The sequence below is a fragment of the Pseudomonas oleovorans subsp. oleovorans genome (genome assembly GCF_002197815.1).
In the GTDB taxonomy this organism is placed as follows: Bacteria; Pseudomonadota; Gammaproteobacteria; order Pseudomonadales; family Pseudomonadaceae; genus Aquipseudomonas; species Aquipseudomonas oleovorans.
The window spans coordinates 78,451-104,148 of the sequence record NZ_NIUB01000016.1; the positions used below are offsets into that span (position 1 = coordinate 78,451).

General features: G+C 61.8%; 20 protein-coding genes and 3 pseudogenes. 12 read left to right on the plus strand and 11 right to left on the minus strand.

Annotated elements, in window-relative coordinates:
- Positions 1 to 2 precede the first annotated feature (2 nt).
- The 4 genes from pilP to PSOLE_RS11645 are packed head-to-tail and all read right to left on the minus strand — an operon-like array spanning position 3 to position 2,780.
- The gene (pilP, locus tag PSOLE_RS11630; RefSeq protein WP_003459027.1) at positions 3 to 527 is read right to left on the minus strand and encodes a type 4a pilus biogenesis lipoprotein PilP; all 525 of its coding nucleotides are present in this window, start codon (positions 525 to 527) and stop codon (positions 3 to 5) included.
- Positions 524 to 1,147 carry a type 4a pilus biogenesis protein PilO gene (gene pilO / locus PSOLE_RS11635; protein ID WP_003459026.1) on the minus strand — a complete coding sequence of 208 codons (624 nt, stop codon included), beginning with the start codon at positions 1,145 to 1,147 and terminating at the stop codon, positions 524 to 526. Before pilO ends, pilP begins: the two co-directional genes overlap by 4 nt.
- Positions 1,144 to 1,716, minus strand: coding sequence for a type 4a pilus biogenesis protein PilN (gene pilN, locus PSOLE_RS11640; protein ID WP_003459024.1), 573 nt, complete (start codon positions 1,714 to 1,716; stop codon positions 1,144 to 1,146). Before pilN ends, pilO begins: the two co-directional genes overlap by 4 nt.
- Positions 1,716 to 2,780, minus strand: coding sequence for a pilus assembly protein PilM (locus tag PSOLE_RS11645; protein WP_074855141.1), 1,065 nt, complete (start codon positions 2,778 to 2,780; stop codon positions 1,716 to 1,718). Before PSOLE_RS11645 ends, pilN begins: the two co-directional genes overlap by 1 nt.
- Before the next feature lie 181 nt (positions 2,781 to 2,961).
- Here PSOLE_RS11645 and PSOLE_RS11650 point away from each other — a divergent pair, with 181 nt between their 5' ends.
- Positions 2,962 to 5,373, plus strand: a complete 2,412-nt coding sequence (locus PSOLE_RS11650; protein ID WP_003459020.1) for a penicillin-binding protein 1A — start codon at positions 2,962 to 2,964, stop codon at positions 5,371 to 5,373.
- 89 nt (positions 5,374 to 5,462) lie between these two features.
- Here PSOLE_RS11650 and PSOLE_RS11655 read toward each other — a convergent pair whose 3' ends face one another.
- The 4 genes from PSOLE_RS11655 to rpmE (PSOLE_RS11670) all read right to left on the minus strand — a co-directional run bounded on the left by PSOLE_RS11655 (position 5,463) and on the right by rpmE (PSOLE_RS11670) (position 9,307).
- Entirely contained in the window at positions 5,463 to 6,731 is a 1,269-nt protein-coding gene (locus PSOLE_RS11655; protein WP_074855142.1) for a malic enzyme-like NAD(P)-binding protein, read from the minus strand.
- A gap of 103 nt (positions 6,732 to 6,834) precedes the next feature.
- Positions 6,835 to 8,271, minus strand: coding sequence for a M48 family metalloprotease (locus PSOLE_RS11660; RefSeq protein WP_003459017.1), 1,437 nt, complete (start codon positions 8,269 to 8,271; stop codon positions 6,835 to 6,837).
- Positions 8,268 to 9,068: a thermonuclease family protein gene (locus tag PSOLE_RS11665; protein ID WP_074855143.1), complete on the minus strand. Its 801-nt coding sequence runs from the start codon at positions 9,066 to 9,068 to the stop codon at positions 8,268 to 8,270. Before PSOLE_RS11665 ends, PSOLE_RS11660 begins: the two co-directional genes overlap by 4 nt.
- A 26-nt stretch (positions 9,069 to 9,094) precedes the next feature.
- The gene (gene rpmE / locus PSOLE_RS11670; protein ID WP_003459015.1) at positions 9,095 to 9,307 is read right to left on the minus strand and encodes a 50S ribosomal protein L31; all 213 of its coding nucleotides are present in this window, start codon (positions 9,305 to 9,307) and stop codon (positions 9,095 to 9,097) included.
- A gap of 158 nt (positions 9,308 to 9,465) precedes the next feature.
- Between rpmE (PSOLE_RS11670) and PSOLE_RS11675 the strand changes: the two are divergent.
- Positions 9,466 to 10,086: pseudogene (locus tag PSOLE_RS11675) on the plus strand (primosomal protein N' family DNA-binding protein); the annotation flags it as partial.
- On the opposite strand, the pseudogene PSOLE_RS11680 reads toward PSOLE_RS11675, so the two are convergent.
- A pseudogene (locus tag PSOLE_RS11680) lies at positions 10,078 to 10,722 on the minus strand (thermonuclease family protein); the annotation flags it as partial. The pseudogenes PSOLE_RS11675 and PSOLE_RS11680 sit on opposite strands and share 9 nt — an antisense overlap.
- 26 nt (positions 10,723 to 10,748) lie before the next feature.
- Complete coding sequence (gene rpmE, locus PSOLE_RS11685; protein ID WP_003459015.1) at positions 10,749 to 10,961, minus strand: 50S ribosomal protein L31; 213 nt, start codon at positions 10,959 to 10,961, stop codon at positions 10,749 to 10,751.
- 158 nt (positions 10,962 to 11,119) lie between these two features.
- Between rpmE (PSOLE_RS11685) and PSOLE_RS11690 the strand changes: the two genes are divergently transcribed.
- From PSOLE_RS11690 to PSOLE_RS11700, 3 genes are all read left to right on the plus strand, one after another.
- Positions 11,120 to 13,339: a primosomal protein N' gene (locus tag PSOLE_RS11690; RefSeq protein ID WP_074855144.1), complete on the plus strand. Its 2,220-nt coding sequence runs from the start codon at positions 11,120 to 11,122 to the stop codon at positions 13,337 to 13,339.
- Between the two features lie 186 nt (positions 13,340 to 13,525).
- Positions 13,526 to 15,265: an arginine--tRNA ligase gene (gene argS, locus PSOLE_RS11695; protein WP_074855145.1), complete on the plus strand. Its 1,740-nt coding sequence runs from the start codon at positions 13,526 to 13,528 to the stop codon at positions 15,263 to 15,265.
- Complete coding sequence (locus tag PSOLE_RS11700) at positions 15,266 to 15,940, plus strand: SPOR domain-containing protein (RefSeq protein WP_074855146.1); 675 nt, start codon at positions 15,266 to 15,268, stop codon at positions 15,938 to 15,940.
- A 42-nt stretch (positions 15,941 to 15,982) separates the two neighbouring features.
- Here the strand turns inward: PSOLE_RS11700 and PSOLE_RS11705 are convergent, their stop codons facing one another.
- The gene (locus PSOLE_RS11705; RefSeq protein WP_003459008.1) at positions 15,983 to 16,897 is read right to left on the minus strand and encodes an NYN domain-containing protein; all 915 of its coding nucleotides are present in this window, start codon (positions 16,895 to 16,897) and stop codon (positions 15,983 to 15,985) included.
- Positions 16,898 to 17,116: 219 nt separating this feature from the next.
- On the opposite strand from PSOLE_RS11705, the gene hslV reads away from it, so the two are divergent.
- From hslV to PSOLE_RS11740, 7 genes and pseudogenes are all read left to right on the plus strand, one after another.
- Complete coding sequence (gene hslV / locus PSOLE_RS11710) at positions 17,117 to 17,647, plus strand: ATP-dependent protease subunit HslV (RefSeq protein WP_004372920.1); 531 nt, start codon at positions 17,117 to 17,119, stop codon at positions 17,645 to 17,647.
- A 75-nt stretch (positions 17,648 to 17,722) separates the two neighbouring features.
- Positions 17,723 to 19,063, plus strand: coding sequence for an HslU--HslV peptidase ATPase subunit (hslU, locus tag PSOLE_RS11715; protein WP_003459004.1), 1,341 nt, complete (start codon positions 17,723 to 17,725; stop codon positions 19,061 to 19,063).
- Between the two features lie 161 nt (positions 19,064 to 19,224).
- Positions 19,225 to 19,596, plus strand: coding sequence for a gamma-butyrobetaine hydroxylase-like domain-containing protein (locus PSOLE_RS11720; RefSeq protein WP_074855147.1), 372 nt, complete (start codon positions 19,225 to 19,227; stop codon positions 19,594 to 19,596).
- A gap of 288 nt (positions 19,597 to 19,884) precedes the next feature.
- A pseudogene (phaC, locus tag PSOLE_RS11725) lies at positions 19,885 to 21,563 on the plus strand (class II poly(R)-hydroxyalkanoic acid synthase).
- A gap of 141 nt (positions 21,564 to 21,704) precedes the next feature.
- Positions 21,705 to 22,562, plus strand: a complete 858-nt coding sequence (phaZ, locus tag PSOLE_RS11730; RefSeq protein ID WP_017678527.1) for a poly(3-hydroxyalkanoate) depolymerase — start codon at positions 21,705 to 21,707, stop codon at positions 22,560 to 22,562.
- Between the two features lie 360 nt (positions 22,563 to 22,922).
- Positions 22,923 to 24,605, plus strand: a complete 1,683-nt coding sequence (phaC, locus tag PSOLE_RS11735; protein ID WP_074855148.1) for a class II poly(R)-hydroxyalkanoic acid synthase — start codon at positions 22,923 to 22,925, stop codon at positions 24,603 to 24,605.
- A 201-nt stretch (positions 24,606 to 24,806) separates the two neighbouring features.
- On the plus strand, positions 24,807 to 25,421 hold the full coding sequence (locus PSOLE_RS11740; protein ID WP_003458995.1) for a TetR/AcrR family transcriptional regulator: 615 nt from the start codon (positions 24,807 to 24,809) through the stop codon (positions 25,419 to 25,421).
- Positions 25,422 to 25,698 lie beyond the last annotated feature (277 nt).

The following is a 25,698-nucleotide window of genomic DNA, read 5'->3' on the forward strand; positions in this document are numbered from 1 at the left end:
CGTCAGGAGCGCTCCTTCAAGGAAAGGCTGCGTGGTCGCTCAAGCCAGCCACCTTCGCCATCTGGAACAATTTCCATAACATCGATCTTGGAGTCATCGATCATGAGAATCTTGCCGTGGTTACGCCCAAGAAAGTCGCCTACTTTTACACGATGAACACCACCCGCACCGCTAACCAGAGCGAACAACTGGCGATCATTTCTCAGCGTGCCAACCATCTCGAACGTGTCTATGCTGAACCCTTCGAGGAATTGCTTGACACGGCTTTCATCCGGCTTGATCTCTGGCGCCCCTTTTTGTCGGGTGACGACATCGATTTTAACCGGGGGCTGAAAAGGGCTACGTAGAGACGCAGCACGATAGGTGAAGCTTTCATACGGCTGAAACGTCGGCAGCGGCTCAATAGCGCCTTTAGGCTTTGCGCGCACTTCATCCATATAGATACGCAAATCGGAAAAATCACCACCGACACCGCACCCGGCCAAGAGAGCGAAACCCGCCACCAGAACCAAACGAGAGAAACTCATTGTTGAGCCCCCTTATCATTGTAGCGATAGGTCTTGGCCATAATCTGCATGCTCAGGCGGCTGGAGTTTCCAGCACTGACTGGTGCCAACTCAAAATCATGCAAGGTAACGATACGCGGTAGACTGGCGACACCACTTACAAAAGTCGCAAGGTCGTGATAACCACCGGTAACTTTGATCTGAATCGGCAATTCGATATAGAACTGCTGAGCCACTTCCGGCAACAGTTTGATCTCTTCGAACTCCAAGCCACTGCCCAGGCCGGTACGGGTAATATCCTCGAGCAACCCGGGAACCTCGGTATCGCTTGGCAGCTGACGCAGAAGAGCGCCAAAGGACACCTCCATCTCCTGCATCTGCTCTTTATAGGCCTCAAGGTTCGCCGCCTGATAAGCTTTGCTGGAGAACTGCTCCTTCAGCGTCACCTCTTCTCGCTGACGCTGCTCGAGCATGCTCTGCAGATCCTTGAGGTGAAAGTTGTAGCCCAACGCCAGAACGACAATAAACAGTAGCAGGCCGGCAATGAATTTGACCGCACCAGGCCACGACCCAACATTGTTCAAATCAAGGTCATTGATATCAATACTGCGCAGGCTGTCCAAGGAACTCTTAATGCTCATTGCGCCGCCTCCGCTTTTTCTTGATCAGGCTGTGTCTGCTGCACCGTCAGCTGAAACACATTCTCCTGATCCAAAGCCCCCGCTGTAACAGCTTTGACTTCGGTCAGATTGGGAGCGGTTAACCACTCAGAAGCATCCAAGTTACGCATCAGATTCGAGACGCGATTATTCGATTCAGCCACACCAATAATGGCAATGCTATTACCCACCATTTTTACACTGGTGAAATACACACCGTCCGGCAGCGTTCTCACCAACTGGTCGAACACACGACCGATAATTGGCCGGTTACCCTGCAAGTCTTGAATAATCTTCATACGTTCCAGCAATTGCTGGCGACGCGTTCTCAACTCACTGATTTCCTTGATACGCGCATCGAGAACTGCGATCTCCTTCTTGATGAAGTCATTTCGCGCATTCTGGTTACTGATTGCCGCACTGAGAAATTGATCACCCAGAAACACCAAACCAGCCGCCACAACGAGGACACCGACAAGACTTACCAGAAACCGCTGCTTGCGCTCCTCGCGCAGCTGTTCACGCCAGGGAAGTAGGTTAATCCGCGCCATCAGTCGAAACTCCTCATCGCCAGACCACAGGCAATCATCAGTGCCGGCGCATCACTGGCCAGCGCACCGGCGTTGACCTTGCTGCTCAGCGCCATATCGGCAAAGGGATTGGCCACTAGCGTCTGCGTACCGATTTTTTGCTGGATCAGCCGATCGAGATCAGGAATGGACGCGGTACCCCCAGCCAGGAGGATGTAGTCGACATCATTGAATTGCCCGGCGGCGAAGAAGAATTGCAGCGAACGTGAAACCTGCTGAACGACCGCTTCCTTGAACGGTTGCAAAACCTCACTGTCGTAGTCATCCGGAAGACCACCTTGCTTCTTGGCAAGACCGGCTTCCTCGACCGACAGGCCATAGCGACGCTGGATTTCCTCAGTCAGCTGCTTGCCGCCGAAAAGCTGCTCGCGGGTGTAGATGGTACGACCGTTGTGCAGCACACTGAGCGTGGTCATCGTCGCGCCAATATCCACCACCGCGACGGTCAACTCATCGTGACCACCACCCAACTGCGCCTCCAGCAGGCCGTAAGCGCGTTCGAGGGCATACGCCTCGACATCGACCACTTTCGCGGTAAGCCCAGCGAGCGCAAGGGCTGCCTCGCGGACCTCGACGTTCTCCTTACGGCATGCAGCCAGCAGCACCTCTACCCGTTCGGGGTTACGCGGCGCCGGCCCCTGCACTTCGAAATCGATGGCGACTTCTTCCAGCGGGTAAGGAATGTATTGATCGGCCTCGATCTTCAGCTGGTTTTCCAAGTCGTCCTCAGAAAGACCCGCTTCCATTTCGATGATCTTGGTGATGACAGCCGAACCCGCCACAGCAACCGCGGCCGTCTTGACACCGGTCTTGGCCTTGGCCAACACGCGAGAAAGCGCCTGACCGACCCCCTCCAACTCGGCAATGTTCTTCTCGACCACTGCATTGGGCGGAAGTGGCTCGACGGCATAGGCCTCTACCTTGTAGCGGCTTCCCGAGCGACTCAGTTCGAGGAGCTTGACCGAAGTCGAGCTGATATCGATCCCCAGCAGCGTATTCGCTTTCTTAGTGAAGAGCCCTAGCACGACCGTTTTCCTATTGGCATCAGCGACTTACGGACTATTTATGTTTTTCCACATTAAATATCAGTCTTGACAGAAGCGCAAATGGCTCCCCGGGAAAAAAAACGCTTATAATGTGATCAGCTTTTCCCTTTTAGCCTCGGCTCCTGCTTAACTCATTCTTTTACTTGGAATTCCGAACATTTTGATACGCCTGCTGAAGTTCATCTGGTGGTCTTGCGTTGCCGTTTTTTGTGGGCTGCTGCTCAGTTTCAGCGGCGCGTTTCTTTACCTTAGCCCGACCCTTCCTTCCGTCGAGTCGCTGCGCCAGGTACAGCTGCAGATCCCCCTGCGCATCTACAGCAGCGATGCCAAGCTGATTGCCGAGTTCGGCGAGATGCGTCGCTCGCCGATTCGCTTCGACGAGATCCCCAAGGAATTCATCAGCGCTCTGCTGGCTGCCGAAGACGATAATTTCGCCAATCATTATGGCGTCGATGTGACCAGCCTGATGCGCGCTGCCACGCAATTATTGAAAAGCGGCCAGATTCAGAGCGGTGGCAGCACCATCACCATGCAGGTGGCGAAGAACTTCTTCCTCACCAACGAGCGCAGTTTTTCGCGCAAGGCCACCGAAATTCTTCTGGCCTTGCAGATCGAGCGCGAGCTGAGCAAGGACGAGATCCTCGAGCTCTACGTCAACAAGATCTACCTCGGCCACCGCGCCTACGGCATCGAAGCTGCCGCACAGGTCTATTACGGCAAATCGATCCGTGACCTGAACCTGGCGCAGATGGCGATGATCGCCGGCCTGCCGAAAGCACCGTCGCGCTACAACCCGCTGGTCAATCCGACCCGAGCCAAGGAGCGCCGCGACTGGATTCTCGGCCGCCTGTATCGCCTGGGCCGTATCGATCAGGCCAGCTACGAGGAAGCGCTTGCCGAGGTAGTCGATGCGCGTTACCACGTTCCCACACCAGAATTGAGCGCTCCTTATATAGCCGAGATGGCACGCGCGGAAATGGTTGGCCGCTATGGCAGCGAGGCTTATACGGAAGGCTTCAATGTCACCACCACCGTGCCTAGTCATTTGCAGGAGGCAGCCAACACCGCCCTGCGTGACGGACTGATCGCCTATGACCAGCGTCACGGCTATCGCGGCCCTGAGAGTCGCCTGCCGGGCATGACCCGCGAAACCTGGCTGACCGAGCTGGCCAAGTTCCGCAGTATCGGCGGCCTGGAGCCAGCGGTGGTTACCCAGGTCGAGAAAAGCGGCATTCTGGTACTGACCCGTAACGGCGAAGAACAAGCGGTGTCGTGGGACAGCATGAAATGGGCTCGCCCCTACCTGAACACCAACAGCATGGGCCCGCGCCCGCAGCAACCTGGCGATGTCACCCAGGTCGGCGATATCGTTCGCGTGCAGCGCCAGGCCGATGGCAGCCTGCGTTTCACCCAAGTCCCCGCAGCACAGGGCGCGTTGGTTTCCCTCGACCCATACAGCGGCGCCATTCAGTCACTGGTCGGCGGGTTCTCATTCGATCAGAGCAACTACAACCGCGCCGTGCAGGCCAAGCGCCAGCCGGGCTCGAGCTTCAAGCCCTTCATCTATAGCGCGGCTCTCGATAGCGGCTACACCGCAGCGACGCTGGTCAACGACGCGCCGATCATCCTCTCCGACGACTACCTGTCGCAGAAGTGGCGCCCGAAGAACGACAACAATACCTTTCTCGGCCCAATTCGCATGCGTGAAGCGTTGTACAAGTCGCGCAACCTGGTTTCCATCCGCCTGCTGCAGGACATGGGCATCGACCGTAGCTTGCGCTATATCGAGCGCTTCGGCTTCGCCCCGCAGGATCTGCCGCGCAACCTGTCACTGGCACTCGGCACTGCCAGCCTGACCCCCATGGAAATCGCTGAGGGCTGGGCCACCTTCGCCAATGGCGGTTACAAGATCGAGCCGTACCTGATCGAACGCATTGATGACCGCAACGGCAAGCCGCTGTTCCGCGCCAATCCGGCCCGCGTGCCAGGCAGCGCACCGACCGAGGAGAACGCCAACCTCACCGTCAACGTAACTGATGAGTTGCCGTTGGAGGAGCCTAAGGTCGCCGAACAGATCATCGACGAGCGCACCGCCTACATCATGACCAGCATGCTGCAGGACGTGATCAAGCGCGGTACCGGGCGGCGCGCTCTCGCCCTTGGCCGCAATGACCTGGCAGGCAAGACCGGCACCACCAACGAGTCCAAGGACAGCTGGTTCTCCGGCTACAACGGCGATTACGTAACCACCGTCTGGGCCGGCTTCGACCAGCCGGAGAGCCTGGGCCGCCATGAGTACGGCGGCACTGTCGCGCTGCCTATCTGGATGAACTACATGGGCGCAGTACTCAAGGATCGACCCAACCATCTGCCCAAAGAACCCAAGGGGCTGCTGACGCTGCGCGTCGACCCGATCAGTGGCCGCGCTGCTGCACCCGGCACACCGGACGCCTATTTCGAACTGTTCAAGAGTGAAGACTCGCCCCCTCCGATGAGTGAGCTCGAACCTGGCATGGGTGTTCCTGGCAGCCCGCTACCGGCCGACGAGATGGCGCCGATTGACTTGTTCTAGGATAAGGCTCAAGCGGCTGCAATCGTTGCCTTAAGCCGTATCACAGACAATAAAAAACCCGCCGAAGCGGGTTTTTTATTGTCGGCTGATCAGCCGTTGAACACTTCATCCACCGATTTCAGCGGATAGTGCTTCGGATAGGGCAGAGTCGCCACGCCGGATTCGATGGCAGCTTTGGCCACTGCATCGCAAACCACGGTGATCAGACGTTGATCCATTGGCTTCGGAATGATGTACTCGCGACCGAACGACAGCTCGATACCGCCGTAGGCGTCGCAGACTTCCTGCGGCACCGGCAGCTTGGCCAGATCACGCAGGGCCAGGGCAGCGGCGATCTTCATCTCTTCGTTGATGCGGGTGGCACGCACGTCCAGAGCACCGCGGAAGATGAAGGGAAAACCCAGCACATTGTTGACCTGGTTCGGGTAGTCGGAACGACCGGTGGCCATGATCACGTCGTTGCGCGTCTCGTGCGCCAGCTCCGGCTTGATTTCCGGATCCGGGTTGGAGCAGGCGAAGACGATCGGGTTGGCCGCCATGCGCTGGAGATCTTCCGGGCTCAGCAGGTTGGCGCCGGACAGGCCGACGAACACGTCAGCGCCTTCGAGCGCGTCGGACAGCGTGCGCTTGTCGGTCTCGGTGGCGAACACGGCCTTGTACTGGTTCAGATCATCGCGACCGGCATGAATCACGCCCTTGCGATCGACCATGAAGATGTTCTCAACCTTGGCACCCATGCTCACCAGCAACTTCATGCAGGAGATGGCAGCTGCACCGCCGCCCAGGCAGACGATCTTGGCATCGATCAGAGTCTTGCCGGCGATTTCCAGGGCATTGAGCATGCCGGCCGCGGTGACGATGGCGGTGCCATGCTGGTCATCGTGGAATACCGGGATGTCGCACTGTTCGATCAGCGCGCGCTCGATCTCGAAGCACTCAGGCGCCTTGATATCTTCCAGGTTGATGCCGCCGAAGGTGATGGAGATGCGCTTGACGGTGTCGATGAACGCCTGCGGGCTTTCAGCGTCGACTTCAATGTCGAACACGTCGATGCCAGCGAAGCGCTTGAACAGTACACCTTTACCTTCCATTACCGGCTTGGAAGCCAGCGGGCCGAGGTTACCCAGGCCGAGGATAGCGGTACCGTCGGAAATTACGGCGACCAGGTTGCCCTTACCGGTATAGCGGTAGGCCAGTTCGGCATCGCGAGCGATCTCGCGTACCGGTTCGGCTACGCCTGGGCTGTATGCGAGGGACAGGTCGCGGGCAGTGGCAGTGGCTTTGGTCAGCTCGACACTCAGCTTACCGGGACGGGGCTGAGCGTGATATTCGAGAGCGGCTGTTTTTAGATCGGACATAGTGGCATTTCCGCTTTTATGAGGCTTGTTGAACGGGCGCGGCCGAGGATACGCAAGTTGTATATACCTGCCAAGACCGTTCGGTCGCGATGGATGCGCCGCGCTAGCGCAGCGTTTTCAACCACTGTCCCGGACGCGGCTCGCCACGCGGATACAGCCCATTGAGCAGCCTCAACTGTGCCTCGCCATCGGCCGCCAGCGGCGCGCCACTGGCCAGACCAGTCATACTCTGCCCGGCCTTGACCCGCACCAGATGCAGACGCACCGGCTCGGCCAACTTGCGCTCGGCCGCCTTCAGTGGCCGGTAACTGCGGATAACCTCGAGAAAACGCTGATCCTCGGCTTCCAGCGAAGCGCGCCCTTTTACTGCCGCCACGAACAGGTAAGCGTTGTCGCCGCGATAGATCACCGCCACGCGACGCGCCGATTGGCCCTGCAACACCGCCGTATAGCCCTGCAGCACGCCAAGACGCAACTCCTCGCCTGCCACCAGACGCTGATTGCCGACGCGCTGACGCAGGAATTCGGCAGGCGACAGGCGTTTGTCCACTGCCTCCAGAGTCATGGCGATAAAGGCTTGCTCATCCGGGGTGTGACCGATCAGTACATCGGGGCGATTGACCAGCTGCCAGCCCTGCGGGTAGGTCAGCGTGAAGTCCAGCTCGCCGTGATAGAAATGGCGTCCGCGGCGAATACCGCTGGCCGCTGAATCGCCGAACACCAGACCATCGAGCATCTGCAGAAAACGGTCGCGCCCCACTTCCTGATTGCCGCCGGCCAGCGCACGCGCCGGGCCGATCACTTCCTGCAGGCGTCGATCATTGTCCGGGTGGGTATCGAACAAGCCGTGGTAGCCGCCCGCCGCGGGTGATTCGCCGCGCTTGGCTGCCTGCTCACGGGCGAAATCCTCCTGCGCCTTGAGCACCTTGACCACCTCGATCATCGCTTGCGGATCGTAGCCACCACGCGCCAGGTATTGCGCGCCCAGGCCATCGGCCTCCAACTCCATGTCGCGCCCATAGCCGCGCACGAACGCATTACCTATGGCGCTGGTCAGATCCCCCACTGCGCCGACACCAGTACCGATAGCCGCAGCCTGCCCGAGCAAGCCCCAGGCCGTGGACTGACTTTGCTGGCGCACGCTATGGCGGGCCGTAACGTGACCGACCTCGTGCCCCAGTACGGCCGCCAGTTCCGCCTCGGAATTCAGATAAGCGAGCAGGCCACGGTGGATATAGATGTAGCCACCCGGCAGGGCGAAGGCGTTGATATCCGGGCTGTCCACCAGGGTGAAAACGTAGTTGAGCTGATTGCGATGGCTGCTGCGTGCTACCCGCTCGCCGACGCGCTGAATATAAGCCTGCAGTTTGGCGTCCTCATAGCGCGGGTATTGCTTGAGGATTTCCTGGTTGTAGCGCGCCCCGAGCTCCAGCTCCTGGCGCTCACTCATCATCACGAAGTCGTTGCGACCCGTGGCAGGATTGACCGCGCAACCTGCCAGCCAGCTGCAGATCAGGCACAACATCAATGCACGCATCATGGCAACACCTCCAGCATCGCCGAATGAGTAAGCGGCAGCATCCAGCGCGCCTGCCCGGACTTCAAGCCACCGCGACTCTGGCGATCGATGACCCAGCCCCGCGCCTCCACCCGTTGCCCTTCAAGCCGCTGCAACGCGCGCACGTCGAACTCGCCGAGCAGCTCAGGCGCCACGCGCAATACCCGACCACCATCGAGATCGATCCAGAGGCCACCGCGATTGCGTTGCACGCCTGCAACCCGCCCACTGAGCAAGGCGAAGCCGCCACTCTTTAGTTGGCCAGCCGTCTTCACTTGCTCGGTGCGCCACACACCCAGACGCTGACGCCGAGCCTGGCGCTCGGCCTGTGCCTGACAACTCACGAGTACGCTATTGGGCGCCACGGCGACCATGAACCCAAGGCCTTCGCCCAGCAACTGCGCTTCGAGATTACGCCCCTGACGGTCGTACAGATGGGCCAGGGTACGGCCGTAACGATCCTTGCGCTGCTCGCCGTAGAGCAGGCCGACACGCCCATCGCTGGCATCGACCAGTGCCTGCAGGCGACGTCTGGCCTGCACGGCGAAGGGCTCATCGCTACGGCCCTTGCGCCCCAGCTCAGGTGCGTTGATGCCGATCAGGCGAATGCTGCGCCCATCGGCCAGGCGCACGGTGTCGCCATCGACCACCTGGCGCACGGCAACCTGAGCCAGATCTGCGCGTAACGGACAGAAGGCCTGAGCCAGATCGACGCAAAGCAGAGAAACGAAAAAGGCGCCCACCAGGGACGCCTTTTTCAGATTCACGGAAAGGTGCATGACACGTTCCGTAATCGTTCGGTCGCTTACTTCGCGCCGAATACGCCGAAGCGCTGCTTGAAGCGATCGATACGGCCGCCGGTGTCCAGCACTTTCTGCTTACCGGTGTAGAACGGGTGGCACTCGGAGCAAACGTCGAGGCTCAGGTTCTTGCCCAGGGTGGAGCGGGTCTTGATCACGTTACCGCAGGAGCAGGTAGCGTCGATTTCGACGTAGTTCGGATGGATATCGGCTTTCATCGTGCTTTCCTCAGGGTAGTCGTGCCGCCACCGGACCAATGTCAGGCACCGCACAGAAATAGGCCGCGCATCTTACCAGACGCGTGAGTCGATGCAAGCCGCGCAAGGCGCCGGTCGTCGCGTGTTAAGATCGCCGGCCTGTCAAAGGAGCTCCTGGCTTGCCCGACCTGATCCTGCGCCTTGCCCTGCCCTCGCCGCTGCGCCGCCTGTTCGACTACCTCGCCCCTGCCGGCGTGTCGCGCAGCGCCTTGCAGCCAGGCGCACGCCTGCGCGTGCCCTTCGGCCGGCGCGAGATGATCGGCGTACTGGTTGAAGTCGACAGCCAGAGTGAGGTACCACTCGACAAGCTCAAGCCCGCCCTGGAATTGCTCGATGCTCGCCCACCGCTACCGGCGTCGCTGTTCAAGCTGTGCCTGTGGACGGCGCAGTACTACCAGCACAGTCTCGGCGACACCCTGAGCTGGGCCTTGCCCGTGTTGCTACGCCAGGGCGAGCCGGCCGAAACCCGCCAGGAGCGCTACTGGCTGGCCAACAAAGGCGCCAGCGTCGACGACCCACGCCTGGTCCGCGCGCCACGCCAGCGCGACGCGCTCAAGGCACTGGCGCAACATCCGCACGGTGTCGCCCACAGCCTGCTCAGCCAACTGCAACTCAACCGCGACAGCCTGCAATTGCTGCATGAGAAGGGACTGGTACGGGTCGAGGTGCGCCGCACCCAGCCGCATGCCAAGCCGGCGTACTGGCTGGCACAACCGGAACTGCCGCTGAACGCCGAGCAGCTCAGGCGCCACGCGCAATACCCGACCACCATCGAGATCGATCCAGAGGCCACCGCGATTGCGTTGCACGCCTGCAACCCGCCCACTGAGCAAGGCGAAGCCGCCACTCTTTAGTTGGCCAGCCGTCTTCACTTGCTCGGTGCGCCACACACCCAGACGCTGACGCCGAGCCTGGCGCTCGGCCTGTGCCTGACAACTCACGAGTACGCTATTGGGCGCCACGGCGACCATGAACCCAAGGCCTTCGCCCAGCAACTGCGCTTCGAGATTACGCCCCTGACGGTCGTACAGATGGGCCAGGGTACGGCCGTAACGATCCTTGCGCTGCTCGCCGTAGAGCAGGCCGACACGCCCATCGCTGGCATCGACCAGTGCCTGCAGGCGACGTCTGGCCTGCACGGCGAAGGGCTCATCGCTACGGCCCTTGCGCCCCAGCTCAGGTGCGTTGATGCCGATCAGGCGAATGCTGCGCCCATCGGCCAGGCGCACGGTGTCGCCATCGACCACCTGGCGCACGGCAACCTGAGCCAGATCTGCGCGTAACGGACAGAAGGCCTGAGCCAGATCGACGCAAAGCAGAGAAACGAAAAAGGCGCCCACCAGGGACGCCTTTTTCAGATTCACGGAAAGGTGCATGACACGTTCCGTAATCGTTCGGTCGCTTACTTCGCGCCGAATACGCCGAAGCGCTGCTTGAAGCGATCGATACGGCCGCCGGTGTCCAGCACTTTCTGCTTACCGGTGTAGAACGGGTGGCACTCGGAGCAAACGTCGAGGCTCAGGTTCTTGCCCAGGGTGGAGCGGGTCTTGATCACGTTACCGCAGGAGCAGGTAGCGTCGATTTCGACGTAGTTCGGATGGATATCGGCTTTCATCGTGCTTTCCTCGGGGTAGTCGTGCCGCCACCCGACCAATGTCAGGCACCGCACAGAAATAGGCCGCGCATCTTACCAGAGACGTAGACCGATGCAAGCCACGCAAGGCGCCGGTCGTCGCGTGTTAAGATCGCCGGCCTGTCAATGGAGCTTCTGGCTTGCCCAACCTGATCCTGCGCCTTGCCCTGCCCTCGCCGCTGCGCCGCCTGTTCGACTACCTCGCCCCTGCCGGCGTGTCGCGCAGCGCCTTGCAGCCAGGCGCACGCCTGCGCGTGCCCTTCGGCCGGCGCGAGATGATCGGCGTGCTGGTGGAAGTCGACAGCCAGAGCGACGTCCCGACGGACAAGCTCAAGCCCGCCCTGGAACTGCTCGACGCCCGCCCACCACTGCCGGCGCCGCTGTTCAAGCTGTGCCTGTGGACGGCGCAGTACTACCAGCACAGCCTCGGCGACACCCTGAGCTGGGCATTGCCGGTATTACTGCGCCAAGGCGAGCCGGCCGAAACTCGCCAGGAGCGCTACTGGCTGGTCAATAAAGACGCCAGCGTCGACGACCCACGCCTGGCCCGCGCGCCACGCCAGCGCGACGCGCTCAAGGCACTGGCGCAACATCCGCATGGTGTCGCCCACAGCCTGCTCAGCCAACTGCAACTCAACCGCGACAGCCTGCAATTGCTGCATGAGAAGGGACTTGTCCGGGTCGAGGTGCGCCGCACCCAGCCGCATGCCAAGCCGGCGCACTGGCTGGCACAACCGGAACTGCCGCTGAACGCCGAGCAGCGCGCTGCGGTGAATGCCGTGGCGTCAGGCTGGGACCAGTTCAATGCCTTTCTACTGGCTGGCGTCACCGGCAGCGGCAAAACCGAGGTGTACCTGCAACTGATCCACCAATGCCTGGAGGCCGGCAAACAGGCGCTGGTGCTGATCCCCGAGATCAACCTCGGGCCGCAGACCTTCGACCGTTTCGCCCGCCGCTTCAATGCACGTATCGCCCTGCTGCATTCGGCGGTGAACGACCGCGAGCGCCTCGACGCCTGGTTGGCGGCACGCGATGGCGAGGCCGACATCATCATCGGCACGCGCTCGGCGCTGTTCACGCCGATGAAGAACCCGGGATTGATCATCGTCGACGAAGAACACGACGCCTCCTATAAACAGCAGGAAGGTCTGCGCTACCACGCCCGCGACCTGGCGCTGGTGCGCGCCCGCCAGGAAGACGTGCCCATCGTCCTCGGCTCGGCCACACCTTCGCTGGAAAGCCTGCACAACGCCTACACCGGCCGCTATGCCCTGCTCAAGCTGACACAGCGCGCCGGCGGCGCCAGCCAGCCGCGCTTCCTGCGTCTGGACGTGAAGAGCCGGCCACTGGACTCGGGCATCTCCGGGCCGATGCAGCAGGCCATCGCCCAGACCCTCGCCGCCGGCCAGCAGGTGCTGGTGTTTCTCAACCGCCGCGGCTTCGCCCCGACCCTGCTCTGCCACGACTGCGGCTGGCTGTCCGAATGCCCACGCTGCGACGCACGCATGACCGTGCACCAGCGCTATCAGGAACTGCGCTGCCATCACTGCGGCCACGTCGAGAAACAGCCGAGCAACTGTCCAAAATGCCAACACGTCGACCTGCGCCCGGTCGGCGCCGGCACCGAGCGCGCCGAAGAGCGCCTGGCGGTGCTGTTTCCCGACTACCCGGTGCTGCGCGTCGACCGCGACAGCACCTCGCGCAAGGGCGCCATGGATCGCCTGTTCGCCACCATCAACAAGGGCAAGCCGTGCATCCTGGTCGGCACGCAGATGCTCGCCAAGGGGCATCACTTTCCACGGGTGACGCTGGTGTCGATCCTCGACGCCGACGGCGGCCTGTTTTCGGCCGACTTTCGCGCCAGCGAGCGCATGGCGCAGCTGATCGTGCAGGTTGCCGGTCGCGCTGGCCGTGCCGAGGAACCGGGCAAGGTGATCATCCAGAGCCACCTGGCCGACCATCCGCTACTGGTGCAACTGACCGAGCAAGGCTACTTCGCCTTCGCCGAACAGGCGCTGAGCGAACGCCGCAGTGCCGGTCTGCCACCGTTCTGCCACTTGGCGTTGCTGCGCGCCGAAGCGCACAAGCCAGGCCAGGCCGAGAGTTTTCTCGATGAGGCCTGCAGTGAGGCCGAACATTTGCTGGGCGAACTGGGTCTGACCGGCATCGAACTGCTCGGCCCGGTCCCTGCGCCGATGGAGCGCCGCGCCGGGCGCATCCGCGCGCAGCTGCTGCTGCAGAGCAATGCCCGTGCGCCATTGCACCGGCTGCTCAACCACTGGCTGCATGCGCTGGAACAAATGCCCAGCGGCCGTGCGGTACGCTGGTCGCTGGATGTCGACCCGATCGATCTTTTCTGAGCGGTACGCTGTAACAGTCAGTAGGGTGGGCTTCAGCCCACCAATAGCGGCCAGCCTTGGTGGGCTGAAGCCCACCCTACCCACTAAACGCGGCACGCTTTTCCTTGCCGCTTGTGGCTTGCAGCTTGCTGCTGCTCTTATAATGCGCAGTTTTCGATCAAAGCCCCAAGGCAACCCGAGCCGAACATGAAAGACAGCATTCGCCGCCTGATCCAGCAAGCCCTCGACCGCCTGACCGCCGAAGGCGTGCTGCCTGCGGGCCTGACGCCGGCCATCCAGGTGGAGAACACCAAGGACAAGAGCCACGGCGACTTCGCCAGCAACATCGCCATGATGCTGGCCAAACCCGCCGGCATGAAGCCGCGCGACCTGGCCGAGAAGCTGATCGCTGCCCTGCCAGCCGACGAGCAGATCACCAAGGTGGAAATCGCCGGCCCCGGCTTCCTCAATTTCTTCCAGAACAGCGATGCCCTGGCTCAACGTCTGGAAGCTGCGCTGGCTGACACCAAGCTCGGCGTACGCAAGAACGGCCCGGCGCAACGCGTGGTGGTCGACCTGTCGGCGCCCAATCTGGCCAAGGAAATGCACGTCGGCCACCTGCGCTCGACCATCATCGGCGACGGCGTGGCGCGCGTACTGGAGTTCCTCGGCGACACGGTGATTCGCCAGAATCATGTCGGCGACTGGGGCACCCAGTTCGGCATGCTGCTGGCCTACATGCAGGAAAACCCGGCCGCCGCCGAAAGCGAACTGGCCGACCTGGAAGATTTCTACCGCACCGCGAAGAAGCGCTTCGACGAATCCCCTGAATTCGCCGACCGCGCCCGTGAGCTGGTGGTCCAGCTGCAGGCCGGCGACGCCGAGTGCCTACGCTTGTGGCACCGTTTCAACGACATCTCCCTGTCGCACTGCCAGGCGCTGTATGACCGTCTCGGCGTCAAGCTCTCCATGGCCGACGTCAGGGGCGAGAGCGCCTACAACGACGACCTGCCGCAGGTGGTCGCCGACCTCGCCGCCAAGGGCCTGCTGACCGAAGACAACGGCGCCCAGTGCGTGTTCATGGACGAGTTCAAGAACGCTGAAGGCAAGCCGCTGCCGCTGATCGTGCAGAAGGCCGGCGGCGGCTATCTGTACGCCACCACCGACCTGGCCGCCACCCGCTATCGCGCAGGCGTGCTCAAGGCCGACCGCGTGCTGTACTTCGTCGACCAGCGCCAGGCCCTGCACTTCCAGATGGTCTTCGCCTGCGCACGCCTGGCCGGCTTCGTCCCGGCCAGCATGAGCCTGGAACACATGGGCTTCGGCACCATGAACGGCCCGGACGGCCGTCCGTTCAAGACCCGCGACGGCGGCACCGTGAAACTGGTGCAGCTGCTCGACGAAGCCGAGCAGCGCGCCTACAGCCTGGTCAAGGACAAGAACCCGGAACTGGCCGAGGACGAGCTGCGCCAGATCGCCCGCGTAGTCGGCATCGCCTCGGTGAAATACGCCGACCTGTCCAAACACCGCACCAGCGACTACAGCTTCAACTTCGACCTGATGCTCAGCTTCGAAGGCAACACCGCCCCCTACCTGCTGTACGCCTACACCCGTGTCGCCGGCGTATTCCGTAAACTGGGCAAGGCCGTGGACGAAATCGGCGGACAAATCACCCTGGCTGCCGAGCAGGAGCAGGCTCTGGCCGCCAAACTGGCACAGTTCAACGAACTGCTGGGCAACGTCGCCGAAAAGGGTACGCCACATATCCTGTGCGCCTACCTGTACGACCTCGCCGGGCTGTTCTCAAGCTTTTACGAGAACTGCCCGATCCTCGCTGCCGAAGATGAAGCCACGCGCAACAGCCGCCTGCGCCTGACCGCCCTGACCGGCCGCACGCTCAAGCAGGGCCTGGAGCTGCTCGGCCTGGAAACTCTGGAGCGGATGTAAATGGCAGCGCGCAAGAAACCGGCGCCGAAACGCGGCGCCAGTCGCTATCAGGCCCCGGCGAAGAAGCCCGTACCGGGCTGGATCTGGCTGGCCTGCGGCCTGGTGGTCGGTGGTTTCTTCATGTTCCTGTTCAGCCTTGAACCGGGCCGTGACGAGATCAAGCGCGACAAGGGCGAGCAGGTGCGCAGCACCAAACCCGAACCGAAACCGACGCAGCCCGAGCCGGCCAGGCCCAAGTACGACTTCTACACCCTGCTGCCGGAGTCGGAAGTGATCCTGCCGCAGGCACTGGAAGAAACGCCGCCCCCCGTGCCCGAACAGAAACCGGTCACCCCGGAAGAGGCTGCGAAGATCGACACCGCTCGCGCCGAAGCTGCGCTCAACGGCCAGGTGCCGCCGCCTGCGCCGCCGGTACTGGCCAGCGCGCCCGTCACCACGCAGTTCTTCCTGCAGGCCGGCTCGTTCCGCAAACGCGATGACGCCGACGGCCTGCGCGCGCAGATCATCCTGCTCGGCCAGAACGTACGGGTGGAAACCGGCAAAGTGCGTGAGGAAACCTGGCACCGCGTACTGGTCGGTCCCTTCGCCAGCCGCGAGCAACTGGCCAGCGCGCAGAAGACCCTGGCAGCCGGCGGCTTCAGCAACCTGCTGTTACAGCAGCGTCAGGTCCGCTGATCAGCTTGGATAGGGAGGGTTAGCCCTCCCTTCAACTTTAACCTAACGGCGCCTCAGGTTATTGGAGGGCAGATGTGCAGGGTCAGGCGGAGTAGCGAAATCACCACAGCGATTACACCAAGTACCGCCAGCATGCTCAACGCAGCCCAGATTGCCGCAACGTGGACACGCCGCTACATCGGAAGCTGCCACAGCTAATGACACGTTCCAATGCCCACCTTGCTCTTGAATAGGAGCAAGCAAATCATATGTTTTGAGCATATCCAGCAACCCCGTATGACCATAGGTCTGCGGGGAGAACGCCGGATCAGTGCGTTTCAAATATTGGCCTAAAGCCCCCAGACTAACTTTCCCCTCACTGGTATCACTTGTGAGCAAGGCCACGGCCTCTACCACAAAACGCGGCCGCCTTTTAACTGGGGGGCGAGGCGGAACGGGCTTCACACCCTCAGTTTTCACGTCGAGTTCAACTTTGCTGCCACTCTTCTCATCAGGTTCATTTTCTGATTCAAGAGCCCGGCGTCTCCACTCAAAAAACTGATCGCTGGCATTACGCAGCGCATCTGGCGTTTTCGGCTCACCAACAATGAAAACTGTAGCGCCACGCTCACGTAGCTTGCGACACAGATAAGCAAAGTCAGAGTCCGAGGTAACCAAGCAAAATGTATCGGCTCGCTGATCAAATAGAACCTCTAGCGCATCAAGAGCCAAAGCGATATCAGCTGTGTTCTTACCAGCCGCATACTGGTACTGCAGACATGGAGTAAAGGCCTGGCGCACCAGAGCCTCCTGCCATCGATTCCCCAGTGTTCCATGATTTCCATAGCCGCGTCGCATAACTACTCGACCGAACTGGGCCACAACACGTAAGGAATAATCCAAAATTTCAGGGGATACATTGTCGCAGTCAACTAGCACTGCCACCCGAGAGTCTCCTGCCGCCTGATACGCACCCATTCTTGAAGCTTTCCCTGCTGGGTCAATGTGAATACTTAAATCTTAATGCCTGCATCGCTCGCAGCACAGCCCTACGCTTCGCCAGCCCATCAGCAATCTGTTACAGCAGCGTAGGTCCGCTGATCGCCGTTTGATCCGCCGCTGGTTGAAAAACCGCGGCGGGCACCCCATCTGAGTTTCCATCAGGGCAAGTTCGCCCCGCAGCGTGGAGATTCACCCTTGACCACCATCGTTTCAGTGCGCCGCCACGGCAAGGTCGTGATGGCTGGCGACGGCCAGGTTTCCCTCGGCAACACCGTCATGAAGGGCAATGCCAAGAAGGTACGCCGCCTCTACCACGGCCAGGTGCTGGCCGGCTTCGCCGGTGCCACTGCCGATGCCTTCACCCTGTTCGAGCGCTTCGAAGGCCAGCTCGAGAAACATCAGGGTCACCTGGTACGCGCCGCCGTCGAGCTGGCCAAGGACTGGCGTACCGACCGTAGCCTGAGCCGCCTGGAAGCCATGCTGGCCGTAGCCAACAAGGACGCATCCCTGATCATCACCGGCAACGGCGACGTGGTCGAACCCGAGGAAGGCCTGATCGCCATGGGCTCCGGCGGCAACTTCGCCCAGGCCGCCGCGCGCGCCTTGCTGATGAAGACCGACCTGTCGGCCCTTGAGGTAGCGCAGACCGCACTCGGCATCGCCGGCGACATCTGCGTGTTCACCAACCATCATCAGACCATCGAGGAACTGGACGCTGCCGAGTAGCGTCCACTGCCTCAGAACCTGTTCCCGATGCCGACGAACAGGCGCTCACAGTTTTCCGATAGCGAGCCAGATTCCATGTCCATGACGCCCCGCGAGATCGTCCACGAACTCAACCGCCACATCATCGGCCAGGACGACGCCAAGCGCGCCGTGGCCATTGCCCTGCGCAACCGCTGGCGGCGCATGCAGCTGCCAGCCGAGCTGCGCCAGGAAGTGACGCCGAAGAACATCCTGATGATCGGCCCGACCGGCGTCGGCAAGACCGAGATCGCCCGCCGCCTGGCCAAGCTGGCCAATGCCCCGTTCCTGAAAGTCGAAGCGACCAAGTTCACCGAGGTGGGCTACGTTGGCCGCGACGTCGAATCGATCATCCGTGACTTGGCCGATGCAGCAGTGAAGATGCTGCGCGAGCAGGAGATGACCAAGGTGCGCCACCGCGCCGAGGACGCTGCGGAGGAGCGCATCCTCGACGCCCTGTTGCCGCCTGCGCGCCAGGGCTTCGGTGACGAGCCGGTGCGCAGCGAGGACTCCAACACCCGCCAGCTGTTCCGCAAGCGTCTGCGCGAAGGTCAGTTGAACGACAAGGAAATCGACATCGAAGTGGCCGACTCGCCCATGGGCGTGGAGATCATGACCCCGCCGGGCATGGAAGAGATGACCAGCCAGTTGCAAAATCTGTTCTCCAGCATGGGCAAGGGCAAGAAGAAGAGCCGCAAGCTCAAGGTTGCCGATGCGCTGAAGCTGGTGCGCGACGAGGAAGCTGCGCGCCTGGTCAACGAGGAAGAACTCAAGGCCCGCGCCCTGGAAGCCGTCGAGCAGCACGGCATCGTCTTCATCGACGAGATAGACAAGGTCGCCAAGCGCGGCAACACCGGCGGCGCCGATGTGTCGCGCGAGGGCGTGCAACGTGATTTGCTGCCGCTGATCGAGGGCTGCACGGTCAACACCAAACTGGGCATGGTCAAGACCGACCACATCCTGTTCATCGCCTCGGGCGCCTTCCACCTGAGCAAACCGAGCGATCTGGTGCCGGAGCTGCAGGGTCGCCTGCCGATCCGCGTCGAGCTCAAGGCGCTGAGCCCGCAGGACTTCGAACGCATCCTCAGCGAACCGCACGCCTCGCTCACCGAACAGTACAGCGCCTTGCTGAAAACCGAAGGGCTGGATATCGAGTTCGCCGAAGACGGCATCAAACGCATTGCCGAGATTGCCTGGCAGGTCAACGAGAAAACCGAGAACATCGGTGCCCGGCGCCTGCACACCCTGCTCGAACGCCTGCTGGAGGAAGTCTCCTTCACGGCCTCCGATCTGGCAGGCCAGCAGAACGGCGAACCGATTCGCATCGACGCGGCTTACGTCAACGGTCACCTCGGCGAGCTGGCGCAGGATGAAGACCTGTCGCGCTATATTCTGTAAGCCCCGTAGCCCGATCTTGTAGCCGGTGGCCGGCGTCATTCTGTAGGAGCGGCTGGGCGGCATTCCGCTTCAGCCGCGAAATTCGCGGATAAATCCGCTCCTACAGGACGGTGCAATCACTCAACTGGGCGTTGTGCCTAAAAAGATCACGGAAATCAGCCATGCCCATCCCCAGCGCGATCAAACTGCACAAGGCCTCGAAAACCCTGGAGCTGCGCTACGGCGAGCAGAGCTATCAGCTCAGCGCCGAGTTCCTGCGTGTGCATTCGCCCTCGGCCGAAGTGCAGGGGCACGGCCAACCGATCCTGCAAACCGGCAAACTCAACGTTGGCCTGGAGCGCATCGAACCGGCCGGCAACTATGCACTGAAGCTGTGCTTCGACGATGGCCATGACAGCGGTCTGTTCACCTGGGAATACCTCTACGAACTGGCCACCCGGCAGGATCAACTCTGGGCCGACTACCTGGCGCAGCTCAGTGCTGCAGGCCAATCCCGCGACCCCAGCGAAAGCGTCGTGCGTCTGATGCTCTGAACCGCGCGTACACCTCGTCGCAGAGCGCTCGCCTTCCTTTCCCGCCTCATTACCCGGTAGTTAGAACGATTTTTCTAAACTATCGCGGCATACTCTCGCCCCATCGATCAGCTTGCCTAACGGCAAAAACTCGGGTAACCAAGGAACTGGCAGGTTCCCTGCATTTGGCCCTGCCAGATGCAATGCATGACGCGGACGCGATCCGCACCCGGCAACCCGAGCAGTACCTGGCCCCTGTTTCGCCGCGAGCGCAGCCGGTACGTGACTCAGGACATTGGAGCGTCGTAGATGAGTGACAAGAACAACGAAGACCTGAAACGCCAGGCCTCTGAAAACACCCTGGGACTCAACCCGGTAATCGGCATTCGCGGCAAGGATCTGCTGACCTCTGCCCGTATGGTGCTCGCCCAGGCACTCAAGCAACCCTTCCACAGTGCCAAGCATGTCGCCCACTTCGGCCTGGAGCTGAAGAACGTCATCCTCGGTCAGTCCGCGCTCAAACCCGAAGACGGTGACCGCCGCTTCAATGATCCGACCTGGAGCCAGAACCCCTGTATCGCCGTTATCTGCAGACCTACCTGGCCTGGCGCAAGGAGCTGCATGACTGGATCGAACACAGTTCGCTGTCCGAGCAGGACGCCAGTCGCGGCCACTTCGTCATCAACCTGATGACCGAAGCCATGGCGCCGAGCAACAGCATGGCCAACCCGGCGGCAGTCAAACGTTTCTTCGAAACCGGCGGCAAGAGCCTGCTCGACGGCCTTTCGCACCTGGCCAAGGACATGGTGCACAACGGCGGCATGCCCAGCCAGGTGAACATGGAGGCCTTCGAGGTCGGCAAGAACCTGGCCACCACCGACGGCGCCGTGGTGTTTCGCAACGACGTGCTGGAGCTGATCCAGTACAAGCCGATCACCGAGAGCGTGCACGAGCGCCCGCTGCTGGTGGTGCCACCGCAGATCAACAAGTTCTACGTATTCGACCTGTCACCGGAAAAAAGCCTGGCGCGCTTCCTGTTGCGCAGCCAGGTGCAGACCTTCGTGGTCAGCTGGCGCAACCCGACCAAGGCGCAGCGTGAGTGGGGCCTGTCCACCTACATCGAGGCGCTCAAGGAAGCCATCGACGTGATCTGCGCCATCACCGGCAGCAAGGACGTCAACATGCTTGGCGCCTGCTCCGGCGGCCTGACCACTGCCTCGCTGCTCGGTCACTATGCAGCGCTTGGCCAGCAGAAGGTCAACGCCCTGACCCTGCTGGTCAGCGTGCTCGACACTCAGCTAGACACCCAGGTTGCCCTGTTCGCCGACGAGAAGACCCTGGAAGCCGCCAAACGCCGCTCCTACCAGGCCGGCGTACTGGAGGGTAGTGACATGGCCAAGGTGTTCGCCTGGATGCGCCCCAACGACCTGATCTGGAACTACTGGGTCAACAACTACCTGCTCGGCAACGAGCCACCGGTGTTCGACATCCTCTACTGGAACAACGACACCACGCGCCTGCCGGCCGCGCTGCATGGCGAGTTCATCGAGATGTTCCGGACCAACCCACTGACCCGCCCGGGCGCGCTGGAAGTCTGCGGCACACCGATCGACCTGAAGCAGGTCACCTGTGATTTCTTCGTCGTCGCTGGCACCACCGACCACATCACCCCCTGGGATTCCTGCTACAAGTCGGCGCACCTGTTCGGCGGCAAATGCGAGTTCGTGCTGTCCAACAGCGGCCATATCCAAAGCATTCTCAACCCGCCGGGCAACCCCAAGGCGCGCTACATGACCAATAGCGCGATGCCGCTGGACCCGAAAGCCTGGCAGGAAAGCTCGACCAAGCACGCCGACTCCTGGTGGCTACATTGGCAGACGTGGCTGAGCGAACGCTCGGGCGAAACCAAGAATGCTCCACGGGCGCTGGGCAACAAGAAATTCCCGGCTGGCGAAGCCGCACCAGGCACCTATGTGCACGAACGCTGATTTTCAGTCTCAACCGCAGCGGCACCGGGAAGTGCCGCACGCCACGACGGTCTGACCGGCGTGGAACCAGGTAACCCCTGGTAACCCTGGAGGCGGCCCGGACGGCCCTCTCCAGCGCTCAACTCCACAGGGGCTGCGCCTATGCCGCAACCATTCGTATTCCGCACCATAGATCTCGATGGGCAGACCATCCGCACCGCGGTGCGGCCGGGCAACAGCCAGTTGGTGCCGCTGCTGATCTTCAACGGCATCGGCGCCAACCTGGAACTGGTGATGCCCTTCGTCGCCGCCCTGGACCCGGAGCTGGAAATCATCGCCTTCGACGTCCCCGGTGTCGGCGGTTCCTCCACGCCGGCCACGCCATACCGCTTCCCTGGTCTGGCCAAGCTGGCAGCGCGCATGCTCGATTACCTCGACTACGGTCAGGTCAATGCCATCGGCGTGTCCTGGGGCGGTGCCCTGGCGCAGCAGTTCGCCCATGACTATCCCGAGCGCTGCAAGAAGCTGATCCTCGCCGCCACCTCGGCCGGTGCAGTGATGGTGCCGGGCAAGCCCAAGGTGCTCTGGCGCATGGCCAGCCCGCGGCGTTATGTGCAACCGTCCTACGGTGTACGCATCGCCCCGGACATCTATGGCGGCGCCTTCCGTCGCGACCCCAAGCTGGCCATGGCGCATGCGAGCAAGGTGCGCTCGGGCGGCAAGATGGGCTACTACTGGCAGCTGTTCGCCGGCCTCGGCTGGACCAGCATCCACTGGCTGCACAAGATCCGCCAACCGACCCTGGTGATGGCCGGCGACGACGACCCGCTGATTCCGCTGATCAACATGCGCCTGCTGGCCTGGCGCATTCCCAACGCCGAACTGCACGTGATCGACGACGGCCACCTGTTCCTGGTGACCCGCGCCGAAGCGGTGGCGCCGATCATCATGAAGTTTCTCGAAGAGGAGCGGCACCGTGCGGTGATGCACCCGCAGCCCACACCCGTACGCCAGCACTGATCGCACCAGCTTGGTGCGCATTGTTCTGCGTGCTCGACAAAGGGGCCGCTCAAGGCTAATGCCAGTCAGTTAAACGTCGACGCTACGAATGTGTAGGAGCGGCGCCCCGCCGCGAACCAGGGCGATGCGCAATTGAAAAGCTTCGCCCCGGGGCGGGGCTCCTACGAAAGGCCGCTTTTGCAACCTTATCTGATCGGTATTACGCTCAAGGCCTCTTGTTTTTCGACGCGGCGCTCTGGAATGCACTTCCCGCGCGCCTGGTACAGGGCTTGCTGCACACCCTGCACAAGTACAAGGTGCGCGCCGAGGCAGTCCGCGCCATGAAAGTCTCTAGACGGTTTGACGACGGAGTGCTGCCCCATGCGAGACAAGTCGAACCCGGCTTCACTGCCGGCACCCGCCAGTTTCATGAACGCCCAGAGCGCGGTGGTGGGCGTGCGCGGTCGCGATCTGCTGTCCACCATGCGCCTGCTGGCTGCCCAGGGCCTGAAGAATCCGGTGCGCAGTGGACGTCATCTGCTGGCCTTCGGCGGCCAGCTTGGCCGGGTGCTGCTCGGCGATACCCTGCACAAGGTCAATCCGCAGGATGCGCGCTTCGCTGATCCGACCTGGCACCTCAATCCCTTCTACCGCCGCAGCCTGCAGGCCTATCTGGCGTGGCAGAAACAACTGGCCGCGTGGATCGACGACAGCGACCTGTCGGCCGATGACCGCTCCCGCGCGCGCTTTCTCGCCTCACTGATGAGCGACGCCCTGTCGCCCTCCAACAGCCCGCTCAACCCGCAGGCGCTCAAGGAGCTGTTCAACACCGGTGGCAGCAGTGCCTTCAAGGGCTTGCGCCATCTGCTCGACGACCTGCTGAACAACGACGGCCTGCCCAGCCAGGTCAGCAAACACGCCTTCGAAGTCGGCCGCAATCTGGCCTGCACGCCAGGTGCCGTGGTGTTTCGCAACGAGCTGCTGGAACTGATCCAGTACAAACCGATGAGCGAAAAGCAGTACCTGCGCCCGCTGCTGATCGTGCCGCCACAGATCAATAAGTACTACATATTCGATCTATCCAACGACAAGAGCTTCGTCCAGTACGCACTGAAGAACGGCCTGCAGACCTTCATGATCAGCTGGCGCAACCCCGACCCACGGCATCGCGAATGGGGCCTGTCGAGCTATGTGCAGGCCGTCGAGGAGGCCGTCGATGCCTGCCGCGCCATCTCCGGCAGCAAGGACGTCAACCTGCTCGGCGCCTGCGCCGGCGGTCTGACCATCGCCGCCCTGCAAGGCCACCTGCAGGCACGCCGCCAACTGCGCAAGATTGCCAGCGCCACCTACATGGTCAGTCTGCTCGATAGCCAGATCGACAGCCCGGCGATGCTCTTTGCCGACGAGGAAACCCTCGAGTCGGCAAAGCGCCGCTCCTATCAGCAAGGCGTGCTGGACGGTCGCGACATGGCCAGGGTATTCGCCTGGATGCGTCCCAACGACCTGATCTGGAACTACTGGGTCAACAACTACCTGCTCGGCAGGCAGCCGCCAGCCTTCGACATCCTCTACTGGAACAACGACAACACGCGCCTGCCCGCTGCACTGCATGGCGACCTGATCGACTTCTTCAAGCACAATCCGCTTAGCCGCAACGGCGGCCTCGAAGTCTGCGGTACGCCGGTGGATCTGACCAAGGTCAACGTCGACAGTTTCAGCGTGGCCGGCATCAACGACCACATCACGCCCTGGGATGCGGTCTATCGCTCGACCCTGCTGCTTGGCGGCAACCGCCGTTTCATCCTGTCCAACAGCGGGCATATCCAGAGCATTCTCAACCCGCCGGGCAACCCCAAGGCCAACTACTACGAGAACACCAAGCTCACCTCCGACCCTCGCGCCTGGTATCACGATGCCACGCACCAGCAAGGTAGTTGGTGGCCACAGTGGCTGGAATGGATGCAGGCGCGTTCCGGCGCGCAACGCGAAACCCTGATGGCGCTGGGCAACCAGAACCATCCACCGATGGAGGCAGCGCCCGGCACCTACGTGCATATCCGCTGAAGCGGCATGCCACGAAGACCCCAGCGCCAACAAAGCCTGCGCGGCATGCCCGCATCCCTCATCCGGCGCTTCGCGCCACCTTCTCCCGAAGGGAGAAGGACATGAGAGATGTCGCTACGCGACTTTTACTAAAGGGATGGCCAGCTGCACGCCGGCCGGTTATCGTCAGCCCGTCGCGCCTAATCGAACAAGAAGCCAAGGATGAAAACCCGCGAGCGCATTCTGCAAACCGCCCTGCAGCTGTTCAACGAGCAGGGCGAGCCCAACGTTTCCACACTGGAGATCGCCAACGAGCTGGACATCAGCCCGGGCAACCTCTACTACCACTTCCATGGCAAGGAGCCACTGGTACTGGAACTGTTCGAACGCTTCCAGAGCGAGATGGCGCCTTTGCTCGACCCGCCAGCCGAAGCCCAGCTGGACGTCGAGGACTACTGGCTGTTCCTGCACCTGATCGTCGAGCGCCTGTCGCAGTACCGCTTTCTCTTCCAGGATCTGTCCAACCTGGCCGGGCGCCTGCCAAAACTGGCGCGCGGCATTCGTCACTGGCTGAACGCGCTGAAACGCACGCTGGCCTCGCTGCTTGCCCGCCTGATGGCCGACGGTCAACTGAACAGCGGCACCCAGGCGCTCGGCCAACTGGTCGAGCAGATCACCCTGACCCTGCTGTTCTCCCTCGACTACCAGCGCATCCTCGACCAGCAGGGTGAAGTCCGCCTGGTGGTGTACCAGATCATGATGCTGGTCGCGCCGCACCTGAACCAGCCGTCACGCGGCACCGTCGAACACCTGGCACAGCGCTATCTGGAAGCCTGATGCGCAGCCGTGCGCATGCCAATGACACGCTGGGAATGTAGGGCGGGTGCAACCCGCCAGAGCGCAAATGGCGGGTTGCACCCGCCCTACAAAGCCGAGACGCATCCACGGTGCCCGCCCTGCGACCTGAATCGGGTAGGAGGCGGGGTCACCCCCGCCGTCCTCCCACACCACCGTACGTACGGTTCCGTATACGGCGGTTCCTGCCTACTGACAAACAGCATCAGCGAGCTTGGTTCCGTTGATGTGTCGCCTGCGGTAGCTAAGCGCCCAGACC